The sequence below is a fragment of the uncultured Oxalicibacterium sp. genome (genome assembly GCF_913776015.1).
Lineage (GTDB): Bacteria > Pseudomonadota > Gammaproteobacteria > Burkholderiales > Burkholderiaceae_D > Oxalicibacterium.
Genome location: NZ_CAJYMD010000031.1, coordinates 1 through 12,794, shown reverse-complemented (window position 1 = coordinate 12,794; position 12,794 = coordinate 1). Strand labels below are relative to the sequence as shown.

Sequence of the window (12,794 nt, the reverse complement as noted above, 5' to 3'; positions counted from 1 at the left end):
CACCGCCAAACTTTGCCGATAATACCGTCGCGATCGCTGCCGTCAGCGTCGTCTTGCCATGGTCAACGTGACCAATCGTGCCCACATTCACGTGCGGCTTGGTACGCTCAAACTTACCTTTTGCCATCTTGAACTCCTAACAATTTTGATGAGAATGCTCAGGCACGAGCCCGACCGACATACTTACTTGAAAACTACCGAATTCGTGGTGCCCTTTACGTGGATTGAACACGTGGCCTCTCCCTTACCAAGGGAGTGCTCTACCACTGAGCTAAAAGGGCATTTCGATCATTCGCACCGAACGATGCGCACAACCATAAACTTGGAGCGGGTGAAGGGAATCGAACCCTCGTCATAAGCTTGGAAGGCTTCAGCTCTACCATTGAGCTACACCCGCGAGGATCACTTTTCTACATCACTACTACCATTTCCGCGGCTTTGAAACACTTTCAAAACTGGTGGAGGGGGCTGGATTCGAACCAGCGTACTCGTAAGAGGGCAGATTTACAGTCTGCTGCCATTAACCACTCGGCCACCCCTCCGCGGGGAACCGCAGACTATAGGGTAGTTGCCCTACCTTGTCAACAACCGGAAGCGCTTCTTCTGCAATTATTTTTGAAAAAAATACCGATTGCCGATTCTGGCCGTGGAATTTAGAACCGCGTATCGCGTGCCGCCCGCAGAAAATTGTCGAGGATGGGCGTGCAATCCAGCAGATCGGCACCGCCGGCGCGATGAAATTCCGGATGCCACTGCAAACCCATGACGAATCGCGACTTGGTATGCCGTACCGCTTCGACAATATTGTCACCCTCCGATACCGCCTCGATCATGAGATCGCGCCCCAGGTCACGGACGGCCTGATGGTGGATCGAATTGACAAGGGGGGACTTTTGTTGCGCGGCGAACATTGCCCCCAGTGATGAGCCGGCCGGGAACTGGATGCGATGGCGATGGCTGTCGTAGGTTTCGTGCACGTGCGGATTGGCTTCCGGCACATCGGTTGCGATGTCCTGATACAGCGTGCCGCCGAAGGCAACGTTGATGAGCTGGCAACCACGGCAAATACCGAGCACCGGTTTGCCGGCCTCGATGAATTCATGCAGCAACTCCAGTTCGTACATGTCACGCGCGCTATCGCCGATCCATTCAGGACGCGTGGCCGTCTGCGAGTAGGTTTGTGGCGCGACGTCAGCCCCACCCTGCAACACCAGCCCATCGAGATGCTTGGCGTAATCGCGCAGACGAATCTTGCTCGGATGCAGCATGCCATTGGTGTTGACGGTAGGAATCATCAGCACCAGCACATCGCGCGACATCACCCACTGCGCAATCGATTCTTCCAGATACTGCAGCGTCTTCGCCTGCAGACCCTTGGCGCCAGTTTGCGGATGGAAAATGCGCGCCGACACGCCAATCTTCAACGTGCGCTGCGTCAGTCTGCGGCCCGCATGCTCAGACAGACTTTTGAATCGCGCAGACAGAATGCGCCAGGTCTGCTGCCAGACGGAATCATCCGGACGCGCATACGCCGGCCCTGCACGCTTGCCGAATTCGGCTTGCGCTGGCGGCACATAAGGCGCAGGGGGCACGGCAGGAGTGGGCGACGGCGGTTCGGACGGCGCATCAGATGCTACCGCATTGGCCGCATCGCTAGCGGCAACGGGTTGCACTTGCGGCGGCAACGGGTCGGCGGGCGGCGTAGAACCGTCTGCAGCACGTGGGACAGGAGGCAGGTTGATATCGGATTGATCAGACATAAAGCTCGCTCTTGATTCGAAAGGTGATAGACAACAGCCTGCGACAAATTATCCGCCTACATGAGGCATCCTGTCCAAAACCTTGCCGCACATCACTCAAAGCGGCATATGCAGCCGCGCACAGCAAGCGATGCCAAGCAGGCATAATCCCGTCTTTTGCACCCTCGCCTTCCATGCTGACCATTTTCCATAATCCTCGCTGCTCGAAATCGCGCGAAGCATGCGTTCTCGCGCAAGCCTTCGCCGATGAACACGGCCTGTCGCTGCAAATTGTCGAATACCTGAAAACGCCGCCTTCGCAAGAAGCGCTAACGGCATTGCATCAGGCATTGCAGGCTCATGCGCCAACAAGCGTGCGCGATATGGTACGCGTCAATGAAGCGCCTTATGCAGAGCTGCAACTGGCGCAAGCCGACGATGCGCAATTGCTCGCCGCAATGGCAAGCCATCCCATTCTGCTGCAGCGCCCCATCATCCAGTTCGGCGGCAAAGCCGTAATCGCGCGGCCACCAGAACGGGCGCATACGATTTTGAGGCTCTGAACGATCAGAGCCCGGCAGGCACGGCGTAACGATCGCTGCGGTTGAGTGCGTATTTCTTCAAGAGATCGCGATACATGCTGCCCAGCAGCGACAGCCTTGGATTGCGGGGATCGAGGCGGCGTGCCGCCGCCACATAGTCGCGTGCGCGCTCGCCCAACTCGTCATCCCATCCTTCATTGTCAAGACATTTGAGCGTTGCCACCGCTGCATTGAACACCACCTGCGGATTCTCGGGCAACCGCGTCGCCGCTTCACTCATCAGATCGACGGCACCACGATAATCGCCCAGTCGTGCCTTTTCGGCACCAGCGGCGACCAGATCGAGCACCTGGCTCTTGCTGTCACGCGTAACGCGCTTTGCCAGATCCTCGCGTCCAGCGTCATGAAACAGGCGCAATGCACGTGCCATTGCCGCACCCGCCGGCGTATTGCCGATGACCGTAGTCATTACCTCAATAGCACCATGCTCCAAACCGCTTTGCAGGCAGTTTCTGGCGAGCAGCACGCGCGCATCCACAGATAAAGAAATCGGTTCGCGACTTTCTGTCACGGCAGTCTGCAACGCCTCCACGGCGGCATCGCTTTCGCCATTGTGACGATGCAGCATGGCCATCGACAAGGCACGACACAACGCTGTCTTGGGCACATGTGCGAGGGATTTGCCCAAATCACGAATGATGGAAGTAACCAGTTGCGTCTCGCCATGTTCAAGGGCGGTTTCGACCAGCCTGACATGGTCTTCAGGTTCGCGGAATTCCGAATAGCGCGCTTTGTTGACGACTTGCTGAAAGGTACGATGGGCAGCCCCGACATCGCCCGCCTCCAACGCAATGCGGCCCAGCCGTCGCAGACGCTGCACAGCGTGCGGCGAACGCGTGACTGCCGCCTCCAGCGTACGTTGCGCGTCCTCGACGCGATCCTGCTCTTCCTGTGCACGCGCAAGCCAGTCATAGGCCTCGAGAAATTGCGGCTTTTGCGTGACCAGTTCCTGCAGCATGCTTTCAGCATCGGCAAAGCGCCCCTGCAAATGCAAGGCCGTCGCCTGTCCCAGGCGCGCCCAGCCAAGCGCGCGCTTGTCGAACAGATCGGCGTAGATGGCTTCAGCTTCGGTCAACTCGCCCAGCATGACATGCAGCTCGGCTTGCTGGCGCAGAAAGTCCTGCGCATACCGCGGCGCCTGGCGCGCACCAAGCACACACGCTTCGATCGCACCGGCAAGATTGCCGTCGTCGATGAATTGGCGAATCGGCTGCAACGCATTGCGCTTCTCGATCGCTCGCGTGATGCGCTCGAGCAGCATGTCGGCAGTAAACGGCTTGAGGATGTAGTCGTTGAGCGCCAGTTCCGCAGCGCTGACCACCTTGTCGTGCGTACGTTCGGCGGTGACCATGATGAACACCGTGGAAGAGGGAAGCAGACGGTTGTGGCGCAAATCTTCCAGCAATTGCTGGCCATCCTGCCCTTCCCCGAGATCGTATTCGCAAATGATCAGATCGAAATGCTTGTGACGCAATGGCCGGATCGCATTACCGGCGCTAACGGCGTATTCGATACGCGTCACACCGCCCTGCGCCAGCATGCCGTGAATGTTGGCGCGCATGCCGGCGTGCGGATCGATGATGAGAGCGGTCAAACCGGCAAGAAGCGTCATGGCGGCAATGGTCGCTGAGTGGGTGGGGAGACTGCTTGTCTGGTTGCAATACTATCCTGCGGATAGCCCGCCGATGCAAGTGCCATCAGGCTCGCGATGAATGGCACGCCTACGCCGCATCATGACGAGGCTGCAATGGCCGAATCCTCGATCACCACACGATTACGCCCGCCATGCTTGGCGACATACATGGCCGCATCCGTGCGCGAGAAGAGATCCAGTACCGATTCGCCTCGCACATGCTGCGTCAAACCGATTGACACTGTCACCGGCTTGCCAAGTGTGACCGGCCAATCGTATTGCTCGACCTGACGGCGCAAACGCTCGGCAATATGCGACGCTGCCTTGAGCGACGTACCGGGCAGAATCAGCAGAAATTCTTCGCCGCCATAACGCCCGAATACATCTTCCTGGCGGATGTTGCACAAGGCGATGCCCGAAAAGGCACGCAAGACGTCGTCTCCACCCAGATGGCCCGCTTCGTCGTTGATTTGCTTGAAGTGATCCAGATCGATGACCGCCAGACACAGCGGCTCGCCATTGTTATCGGCCAACCGTTTCTGCTGTTCGAGTGCCGCGATGATGTAACGTCGGTTGTAGCACCCCAATAGTTCGTCGCGCTGCGCATCCTGCTCGATATCGTGAATCTTGCGATTGGCCTTGTACAAGTCGCTGTGCAGGCGTTGCACACGATTGGCTAGCATCACAAATCCCGGCAAGGTCAGCGCCAAGGCCACAAACTGCATGATCTCCTGCGACAAAAGATCGCCATCGGCCCATTGGCGGTGATGCAGATAAATGATGAGTGCATACGCAAGCAAGGTCGCCACCGATAGGCGCAACATCACCGACGAAGACATCCGATGCATGACGAAAGCGAACGTCAGTAGCAAGTAGGGAATGAATGCCATCTGTGTGGCGGGGGCAAGATACACCACAAACAGCATGATGCCGATCGCCGTGACAGTCATCGGACCACGCAAATTGCGCGTGCTGCTGCGCAGATTGAGTCCGGTGGCAAACAGCAGATAAAAAATCACGTAGGACATGCCTACCAGACCGGCGGCAAGCTGGAACACGTTGAGTGTGATCCAGTCCTGCAAATAGAAAACGCCCAGCACGCCCAGGTAGAGAGCAGCAAAGAGATAGGTCAGCGACAGACGGGCCAGACGGGCGCCCTGTTGTTGCTTCAGGCTGTCACCATTCGGATCGCCACGGCGCCGCTCCTGGCGCACCGACACTGGCGAACCGACGCCTGCCAGCTCGGGCTCCGATCCGGAGGGCATTGCATCCGCTTTGTGGTCACCTGTCTGCATGAACGAAGAATTCCCGGGAAGCGAGTGGCGGACTATCCGCGCATATCAACATGCTTTGTAAGCAAGATCGCTGCCAAAAAGGCAGCATCTTATGGCTTTCCATCGAAAAATTACAATTTTCTTGGCTCGCCAAGTTGCTATATCGGCAATTACTAAAATTTCATGAGGTGTATTTTTCCTGAAATGCAACTTTCGTTAACTTTCTCACTCCATTGTCGTGAAGAAAACGTTAAACCAAGGGGTCCGCCCCGCCCTTATCATCCACGACTTAGGAGATTGACATGAAGAAGAACATCACCTTGCTTGCCGGCGTTGCGACCATGCTGGTACTGACAGCCTGCTCGACCTATGACACAGGAATGAAAAAAGAAATGAAGGCACCGACCACGCCAGCCGCCGTCACCGTCCCTGACGGCAACAAGGTTGTCATGACGACGGTCGGCATTGGCGAGCTAACCTACGAATGCCGTGCCAAGGCGGACATGCCAAAAGAATTCGCCTGGACGCTGGCAGCACCAGACGCCATCCTCTACGACAGCAAGAAAACTGCCGTCGGCAAGTATTACGCCGGTCCGACCTGGGAATCGAACGATGGCAGCAAGGTAACCGGCAAGCAGGTTGCGGTATCGCCGAATGCTGGCTCGATTCCGCTGCAACTCGTAAAGGCGAATCCGGCGACAGGTAACGGTGCCATGAACGGCATAACCTACATCCAGCGCCTGAACACGAAAGAAGGCCTGGCGCCGACGAGCGCTTGCGGTGCAAGCAACGCGGGCGCCAAACAGAAGGTCAAGTATCAAGCCGACTATGTTTTCTACAAGGCAGCCATGTAAGTCGGATTGCGCATCCTGTAAGACAAAAAAGCCGAGGTGGTCGTCCACCCCGGCTTTTTTATTTTTGTTCGCTTTACCGACTATTCCGTACCGTCGCCAAAGGCTTCTTCCTTGCTCGGCAAGACACTGACAAGCAACCGATCGATGCGGTTGCGGTCCATATCGACCACTTCGATGCGATAGCCCTCCCATTCGAAGCTGTCGGACATCTGCGGAATATGGCCGAGGAAAGCCATCACGAAACCCGCCAGCGTGTGATACGAGCCGGTCGATTCGTCAGGGAAGCGCACTTCGGTTTGCAATAACTCTCGGAAGCGATCAAACGACATGCCCGCATCCAGCAACCACGAACCATCTTCACGCTGCACGCCATCGGCTTCGTGGTGATCGTCGATCACCGACACATCGCCGACCAGCGCTTCCAGCACGTCGCTCAGCGTGACGATACCTTCGATCTCGCCATATTCATCGATGATCAAGGCGAGTTCGGCGCGGTTCTTCTTCAGCGTTTCCAGCAATTGCATGGCGCTGATGGTTTCGGGCACGAACAGCGGCGGTCGCGTCGCTGCGGCAATATCGACGCGCGTGATCGCATCACCGCGAATCGCCTGATCGAACAGGCTGCCCGCATGCACGATGCCGATCACATTGGCGAGATCGCCCTTGCAAACTGGGAAACGGGTGTAGGCGCTGTCGGCGATCTTCGCCAGATTGGTTTCCAGCGGATCGTCGATATTGATAAAACGCACATCCATGCGCGGTGTCATTAGGCCAGTCACGCGCATGTCGTCCAGACGCAAGGCGCGCGAGACGATGTCATGTTCGGTCTTTTCGAACAGGCCGGCATCCGTGCCTTCGCGGAACAAGCCGGCGATCTCTTCTTCCGTCACCGCATCGTCTTTCTTGTGGTGCATGCCGAGCACGCGCAGAATGAATTCGGTCGATACCGTCAGTACCTTGACGAAGGGTCCCATCAGGCGCGACAGCCACAACATCGGCGCGGCGACCAGCGAGGCTACCACTTCCGGATACTGCATGGCGATGCGCTTCGGCACCAGTTCACCTAGGATCAGCGAGCCGAAGGTGATGCCCACAACCACGATGCCAAGCGCGACTTCGCGCGCATAGTTACCGATGACCGGCAGCAGCGCGACTTCGGGTGTCAGCTGATCGACCAGCGAGGCTTCACCGAATGCGCCGTTGAAAATGCCGATCAGCGTAATACCAACCTGAATCGTGGAAAGAAAGCGGCTCGGACTATCCGACAGATCGAGTGCGGCCTTGGCACCGCGGCTGCCATTTTCAGCGAGTTTTTGAAGGCGAATACGTTTGGATGTAACGACCGCGATTTCGGACATGGCAAAAATGCCATTGACCAGAATCAGGCCGAGGATGATGAGTATGTCCACCGAGGAGGGAACGTGCAGTTAGACCCGCAAGCCCTGTTGTTGAGAAGACGGGCATCATACCATCTGGCATCACAGTGACATGCATATGTTGCCTTTTTGCCGACAACACCACGCAAATCCGGCGAACTGCCGCGCAGAACGTTTTTACAGAACGCGCTTGACCAATTCGGCGATCAGGAAAGCCACGGCCGACCATAGCACAGTCGAACCAAAAGGCAGGATCAGGCTGCGTTTGTCCATGCGCAGGGTGAAATCACCGATGACGCGGCCGACACCGATCTTGACGAAAATCCATGGAAGCAATGCATTGAAGACGGCCAGAAAGAGAAAAATCACCACGACCCATCGAATCATTGCTTCGTCCTTTCGTGAAATTGCAGCACACCCAGACAACGGCGCGGATTCAGAACAGTCGCGCCACCAGAAACACGATGAGCGACAGCAACATCGTGGAAGCGAAAGGCAGAAACACCGTCCTGCCGAAAATGCGGAAACGCACATCGCCCGGCAGTTTGCCGATGCCCAGCTTTTCCAACCACGGCAAGGCGGCAGGCAATACGATGACCGCCAGAAAGATGACGAGAAACCAGCGAAACATGGCTTAGCTCACCACGACACGATCACAGCGATCGCCATTACGCTTCATCGCGTTATAGACGCCGACTCTGGTCAGCCAGATCGAAGCGATCTGGCAAGGTCACATCCTTACCGACCACCAGTACCTTGAACAGTTCGCCCATTTCGGCCGGCGATGTCAGTTTTTGCACGGCGTTGGCCTTGGGCAGATAACGCTGCACATCTTCGGGCGACGTTTGCAGCAGGCGATCGGCAATCCCGGCCGTCATCAGGAAACCCGCCTGACTCATGTAGCCCAGCATTTCCAGACCATTGCGCACAGCCGCATATGCCATCGCCGTGAAATCCACGTGCGCGGTGATGTCCTGCAAACCCGGCAGATAAAACGGGTCGGGATGCGAGTGATGGCGGTAATGGCACATCAGCGTGCCCTGATTGCGCTGGTCCAGATAATATTCGGCGTTTGGAAAACCGTAATCGAACAGGATGGCGGCTCCGCCCTTGCCGTTCTGCTCATGACCAGCCGCCAACATGGAAGCCAGCGTCCCCATGAAACCGATGGCGACCGGGTGCACTTCAGTCAGGTAACCGTCGCCCAGCAAATCGGCATCGGGAATCTGCTCGATCAATTCAGGCGCGCAAGGGCGATCCGCATAATCGAAACGACCTTCGTTGAGAATGACGCCACGTTCCAGCCACTGACCGCCCTGCTTGACGACCAGTGAAACCGGCATCGCATCCAGCACTTCATTACCGACCACCACGCCGGAAAACGCTTGCGGAAAGGCATCCAGCCACGTTACCTGCGGGAATTCTGCCAGTGTCTGCTGCTGGCGCGCACGCAATTCGCCCGAGAGTTCGACAATCGAATAGCGCTCGACGGTAATACCCGCCGCTGCGCATTCGGTCAGGATGTCGGCCGCCAGTTTGCCGGTACCGGCGCCGAATTCGAGGATATGGGCGTCGCTTTGACGCATCAGATCATCGGCCGCATGCGCGATGGTTTCGCCAAAAAGCGACGTCATCTCGGGAGCGGTTGTAAAATCACCGTCTTTGCCGAGTTTGACCGCGCCGCCGCTGTAATAGCCGAGGTCCGGCGCGTAAAGCGCCAGCTCCATGTAACGGGCAAAGGAAATCCATCCGTCATGCCGACGAATTTCTTCAGCGATCAGGTTCTGGAGCTTGTGCGACGCTGCGAGAGCGTCCGGTGAGGGTTCGGGAAGATGCGCTTGCATGGCGGCTATTGTAGAGAAATCAGCGAAACACACAACCTTCGATGTCCGATAACACCTCATCCGCCCCACTCGGGGTTGCGCTCGTCACCGGTGCAGCACGCCGCATCGGTCGTGCCATTGCGCTGGCGCTGGCCGAGCGCGGCTGGGATGTGGTTGTGCATTATTCGCGTTCGGCGGATGAGGCGCACCAGACAGTAGCTGACATCCATTTGCGTGGACGACGTGCGGTTGCGCTCGATGCCGATCTGGCAGACGAAGACGCCGTGAAAGGCCTGTTCGCACGCGCCGGCGAAGCGCTGGGACGGGTTTCCTGCGTGGTCAACAACGCCTCACTGTTTGCTTACGACGATGCGCAGCATTTTTCATCAAATACGTTGGCACAGCACATGCAGGTGAATCTGGCCGCGCCGCTGTTGCTGGCGCAGGCACTACATGCGGCGACACCGGAAGGCCAGCAAGCGGTCGTGATCAACCTCCTGGACCAGAAGCTGTTTAACCTGAATCCCGATTTCCTTTCTTACACGCTTTCCAAAGCCGGCCTGCAAAGCGCCACCGTGATGCTGGCGCAAGCGCTGGCACCCAAGGTGCGCGTGGTCGGCATTGCGCCGGGCATCACGATGGTGTCCGGCGACCAGACCGAAGCGCAATTCGCGCAAGCGCATCAGCAAACCCCGCTGGGCCGTTCCAGCACACCCGAAGACATCGCCAGCGCCGTCTGCTTCGTCGCCGAAGCGCGGGCAATCACAGGCACCACGTTGCTCGTCGATGGCGGCCAGCATCTGGTGCCGTTGCAACGCGACGTCATGTTCGTCGCCAACTGATTTTTTACCGTATCGAGCTTTCTATGAATTCGTTCCTGTTCCATCCCAATCTGGCCGATTGCCGCCGCCTCTTTCTGCGTGACTACGAGGTGCAGATCAATATCGGCGTTCACGAATTCGAAAAGAAAGGCGAGCAGCGCGTGCTGATCAACGTCGATCTCTTCATTCCGCTCAGCGAATCGACGCCTTCACACGATGCGCTGGATGAAGTCGTCGATTACGATTTCATGCGCAGCACGATTGCCAAGCGCATGGCCGAAGGCCACATCCATCTGCAGGAAACGCTGTGCGATGATGTCATCAAGGCCATGCTCGCGCATCCGAAAGTACGTGCCGCGCGCGTCTCGACTGAAAAGCCCGATGTCTACCCCGACTGCCATTCGGTCGGCGTGGAAGTATTCCGTATCAAGGAAGAACAGTGATGAATGCACCTGCGCGCGAAGCCGAACTGACGGCCAAACAAGTCGAAAAGATCGCCTACGAAAACAACAAGCTGCACAAGCGCTTGTGTCGCCAGGTCGGCCAGGCAATCGGCGACTTCAATATGATCGAGGAAGGCGACAAGGTCATGGTCTGCCTGTCCGGCGGCAAGGACAGCTATGCGCTGCTCGACATTCTGATGACGCTGCGCGAACGCGCGCCAATCAACTTCGAGATCGTGGCGGTCAATCTGGATCAGAAGCAGCCAAATTTTCCCGAGCACATCCTGCCAGCGTACCTGAAGGAGCTGGGTATTCCGTTCCACATCGAGAATCAGGATACGTACAGCATCGTCAAGCGCCTGATCCCGGAAGGCAAGACGACCTGCTCGCTGTGTTCACGCCTGCGTCGCGGCATTCTGTATCGCGTTGCCGATGAGCTGGGCGCAACCAAGATCGCGCTCGGCCATCATCGCGACGACATCATGGAGACCTTTTTCCTCAACATGTTCTTCGGCGCAAAGATCAAGGGCATGCCGCCGAAACTGCAATCGGACGATGGCAAGCACATCGTGATTCGCCCGCTGGCCTACGTGAAGGAAGCCGATACCGAACGCTACGCGAAGGTGAAGAATTTCCCGATCATTCCGTGCGACCTTTGCGGCAGTCAGGAAAACCTGCAGCGCAAGCAGATCAAGAACATGCTGCGCGAGTGGGAAAAGCAGCACAAGGGTCGTGTCGAAAACATCTTTTCGGCGCTCTCGACCGTGGTGCCGTCACATCTGATGGACCGTTCGCAATTCGGCTTCGTGGATTTGAAAGCAACGGGTGAAGCCGTACCGGGTGGCGATATCGCCTTCGATGAAGAACCGTGCTCGACGGGCACGGTTTCCAGCGTGATCCCCTTGCGCGCGTCTGATCTCGACGACTGAGGCGCTGCTCTTTATGACAAGGCGGTGCGCATTCGCATCGCCAGATGCGCCGCCTGTTGTGCATCCGGCACGTTGGCAAATCCCATCAGCAATCCCTGGCGTGACGGCGCCTCGATATACCAGCGTGACAAGGGATGCACGGCCAAACCGGCTGCGCGACTACGTTCCGCCAGCTGAATGTCGTTCTCGTGATCGGCAAGCCGAGCGAGTAGATGCAAGCCGCCAGGCTGCAGAGTCAAATGAATTCTTTCGCCCAAGGCTTCTTGAAAAGCGCACTGTGTCATGCTGCGGCGCTCCGCATAGAGCTGTCGCATCTTCTTCAAATGGCGTGCAAAATGCCCATCTGCCATGAAGTCGGCCACACTGGCCTGCAACAGATACGGGCATCCGGCGTTCAAATGCGACGCCACCGCCTGAAAGCGGGCAACCGCGCTGCGGGGTGCCACCGCATAGGCTAGTCGCAAACCCGGAAACATCACCTTGCTGAACGTGCCGGCGTAAATCACACGGTCGTTCTTGTCGAGGCTTTTAAGCGCAGGCAGCGGCCTGCCTTGATAACGAAATTCGCTGTCATAGTCATCTTCGATGATCCAGGCGCCCGCTTGGCTGGCCCAATCGAGCAATGCCATTCGACGTTCCAGTGACAAGGTCACTCCCAGCGGGCTCTGATGCGATGGCGTGACCATCGCGAATTTCGCATGCGGTGCCCGCTGTCTTCCCTCTTCCACCATCATGCCGTGGTCATCGACGGGCACTGGTATAACCCGGACCGCCGCATTCTGCAAAAATGGTCGCGCAAGGAGATAGCCCGGGTCTTCAAACCAGAAACCGTCACCAGGCGTCGACAGGCTGCTCAAGGTGAGCTCCAGTGAGGTGCGCAAGCCGGTCGTAATGAAGACCTGCTCGGGCACGCAGACGACGCCGCGCGAGACGCCAAGATAGGTGGCGATACGCTCGCGTAGCTCGTCGTAACCCTGCGGATGGGGATAGGCAAATCGCATCGGCTCGCTGCCGCGCAAACGATGCGTCACCAGTCGATTCCAAACCTTGCGCGGAAAAGCATCCAGCGCCGGCAGGCCGAGCTGCAGGGGTTTGGGTGCCTTGCCGTCATGATCAACCATGACGGCAGGTGATGGCTGCGGAACGTGCGCCGGCGGTTTTGCAACCACCGCCTGCGGCAAGGCTGGCGACACCACGGTACCGGCAGCACCGCGCACCTCAAAGTAGCCCTCGTCGGCCAGGATGCGATACGCCATATCCACCGTACCGCGCGCCAGATTCAGCTCGGCGGCCAGCGCAC

Annotated in this window: 14 protein-coding genes and 3 tRNA genes; 5 read left to right on the top strand and 12 right to left on the bottom strand. The window is 57.7% G+C overall.

The window, feature by feature from the left end:
* The 5 genes from QZ725_RS04960 to QZ725_RS04940 all read right to left on the bottom strand — a co-directional run.
* A partial coding sequence (locus QZ725_RS04960; protein WP_288510231.1) for a GTP-binding protein occupies positions 1-127 on the bottom strand: 127 nt, incomplete at its 3' end.
* 79 nt (positions 128-206) lie between these two features.
* Positions 207-281 (bottom strand) — tRNA-Thr (locus tag QZ725_RS04955).
* Positions 282-323: 42 nt separating this feature from the next.
* Positions 324-397 (bottom strand) — tRNA-Gly (locus QZ725_RS04950).
* 59 nt (positions 398-456) lie between these two features.
* A tRNA-Tyr gene (locus tag QZ725_RS04945) sits at positions 457-542 on the bottom strand.
* Between the two features lie 111 nt (positions 543-653).
* The gene (locus QZ725_RS04940) at positions 654-1,760 is read right to left on the bottom strand and encodes a gamma-glutamyl-gamma-aminobutyrate hydrolase family protein (protein WP_293776901.1); all 1,107 of its coding nucleotides are present in this window, start codon (positions 1,758-1,760) and stop codon (positions 654-656) included.
* A gap of 173 nt (positions 1,761-1,933) precedes the next feature.
* On the opposite strand from QZ725_RS04940, the gene QZ725_RS04935 reads away from it, so the two are divergent.
* On the top strand, positions 1,934-2,302 hold the full coding sequence (locus tag QZ725_RS04935; protein ID WP_293776899.1) for an arsenate reductase family protein: 369 nt from the start codon (positions 1,934-1,936) through the stop codon (positions 2,300-2,302).
* Between the two features lie 4 nt (positions 2,303-2,306).
* Here QZ725_RS04935 and QZ725_RS04930 read toward each other — a convergent pair whose 3' ends face one another.
* On the bottom strand, positions 2,307-3,953 hold the full coding sequence (locus QZ725_RS04930; RefSeq protein WP_293776897.1) for a tetratricopeptide repeat-containing response regulator: 1,647 nt from the start codon (positions 3,951-3,953) through the stop codon (positions 2,307-2,309).
* 119 nt (positions 3,954-4,072) lie between these two features.
* Positions 4,073-5,239, bottom strand: a complete 1,167-nt coding sequence (locus QZ725_RS04925; protein ID WP_293776895.1) for a GGDEF domain-containing protein — start codon at positions 5,237-5,239, stop codon at positions 4,073-4,075.
* A 389-nt stretch (positions 5,240-5,628) separates the two neighbouring features.
* On the opposite strand from QZ725_RS04925, the gene QZ725_RS04920 reads away from it, so the two are divergent.
* Positions 5,629-6,102 (top strand): DUF3455 domain-containing protein, encoded by a 474-nt coding sequence (locus tag QZ725_RS04920; protein ID WP_293776903.1) that lies wholly within the window; start codon positions 5,629-5,631, stop codon positions 6,100-6,102.
* A gap of 80 nt (positions 6,103-6,182) precedes the next feature.
* Here QZ725_RS04920 and QZ725_RS04915 read toward each other — a convergent pair whose 3' ends face one another.
* The 4 genes from QZ725_RS04915 to QZ725_RS04900 form a co-directional block, all read right to left on the bottom strand.
* Positions 6,183-7,511 carry a hemolysin family protein gene (locus QZ725_RS04915; RefSeq protein ID WP_293776894.1) on the bottom strand — a complete coding sequence of 443 codons (1,329 nt, stop codon included), beginning with the start codon at positions 7,509-7,511 and terminating at the stop codon, positions 6,183-6,185.
* 144 nt (positions 7,512-7,655) lie between these two features.
* A complete protein-coding gene (locus QZ725_RS04910; protein ID WP_293776893.1) occupies positions 7,656-7,865 on the bottom strand; it encodes a DUF2905 domain-containing protein in 210 nt (69 codons plus the stop codon).
* Positions 7,866-7,914: 49 nt separating this feature from the next.
* Positions 7,915-8,109 carry a DUF2905 domain-containing protein gene (locus QZ725_RS04905; protein WP_293776892.1) on the bottom strand — a complete coding sequence of 65 codons (195 nt, stop codon included), beginning with the start codon at positions 8,107-8,109 and terminating at the stop codon, positions 7,915-7,917.
* 52 nt (positions 8,110-8,161) lie between these two features.
* A complete protein-coding gene (locus tag QZ725_RS04900) occupies positions 8,162-9,322 on the bottom strand; it encodes a class I SAM-dependent methyltransferase (protein WP_293776891.1) in 1,161 nt (386 codons plus the stop codon).
* A 41-nt stretch (positions 9,323-9,363) separates the two neighbouring features.
* On the opposite strand from QZ725_RS04900, the gene QZ725_RS04895 reads away from it, so the two are divergent.
* From QZ725_RS04895 to ttcA, 3 genes are read left to right on the top strand one after another with little or no spacing between them, the layout of a single operon-like run.
* Complete coding sequence (locus tag QZ725_RS04895; RefSeq protein WP_293776890.1) at positions 9,364-10,143, top strand: SDR family oxidoreductase; 780 nt, start codon at positions 9,364-9,366, stop codon at positions 10,141-10,143.
* Positions 10,144-10,166: 23 nt separating this feature from the next.
* On the top strand, positions 10,167-10,565 hold the full coding sequence (locus QZ725_RS04890) for a dihydroneopterin aldolase (protein ID WP_293776889.1): 399 nt from the start codon (positions 10,167-10,169) through the stop codon (positions 10,563-10,565).
* The gene (gene ttcA, locus QZ725_RS04885; protein ID WP_293776887.1) at positions 10,565-11,494 is read left to right on the top strand and encodes a tRNA 2-thiocytidine(32) synthetase TtcA; all 930 of its coding nucleotides are present in this window, start codon (positions 10,565-10,567) and stop codon (positions 11,492-11,494) included. The genes QZ725_RS04890 and ttcA overlap by 1 nt, the downstream gene beginning before the upstream one ends.
* A gap of 11 nt (positions 11,495-11,505) precedes the next feature.
* On the opposite strand, the gene QZ725_RS04880 is transcribed toward ttcA, so the two are convergent.
* Positions 11,506-12,794, bottom strand: a 1,289-nt coding sequence (locus QZ725_RS04880) for a PLP-dependent aminotransferase family protein (protein ID WP_293776885.1), incomplete at its 5' end; no start/stop codon positions are given.

Bases quoted from the DNA above. Each gene is read 5' to 3' on its own strand.
- QZ725_RS04890 (WP_293776889.1), top strand. From the start codon at position 10,167: ATGAATTCGTTCCTGTTCCATCCCAATCTGGCCGATTGCCGCCGCCTC.
- QZ725_RS04905 (WP_293776892.1), bottom strand. From the start codon at position 8,109: ATGTTTCGCTGGTTTCTCGTCATCTTTCTGGCGGTCATCGTATTGCCT.
- QZ725_RS04895 (WP_293776890.1), top strand. From the start codon at position 9,364: ATGTCCGATAACACCTCATCCGCCCCACTCGGGGTTGCGCTCGTCACC.
- ttcA (WP_293776887.1), top strand. From the start codon at position 10,565: ATGAATGCACCTGCGCGCGAAGCCGAACTGACGGCCAAACAAGTCGAA.
- QZ725_RS04920 (WP_293776903.1), top strand. From the start codon at position 5,629: ATGAAAAAAGAAATGAAGGCACCGACCACGCCAGCCGCCGTCACCGTC.
- QZ725_RS04900 (WP_293776891.1), bottom strand. From the start codon at position 9,322: ATGCAAGCGCATCTTCCCGAACCCTCACCGGACGCTCTCGCAGCGTCG.
- QZ725_RS04935 (WP_293776899.1), top strand. From the start codon at position 1,934: ATGCTGACCATTTTCCATAATCCTCGCTGCTCGAAATCGCGCGAAGCA.
- QZ725_RS04930 (WP_293776897.1), bottom strand. From the start codon at position 3,953: ATGACGCTTCTTGCCGGTTTGACCGCTCTCATCATCGATCCGCACGCC.
- QZ725_RS04925 (WP_293776895.1), bottom strand. From the start codon at position 5,239: ATGCCCTCCGGATCGGAGCCCGAGCTGGCAGGCGTCGGTTCGCCAGTG.
- QZ725_RS04940 (WP_293776901.1), bottom strand. From the start codon at position 1,760: ATGTCTGATCAATCCGATATCAACCTGCCTCCTGTCCCACGTGCTGCA.
- QZ725_RS04910 (WP_293776893.1), bottom strand. From the start codon at position 7,865: ATGATTCGATGGGTCGTGGTGATTTTTCTCTTTCTGGCCGTCTTCAAT.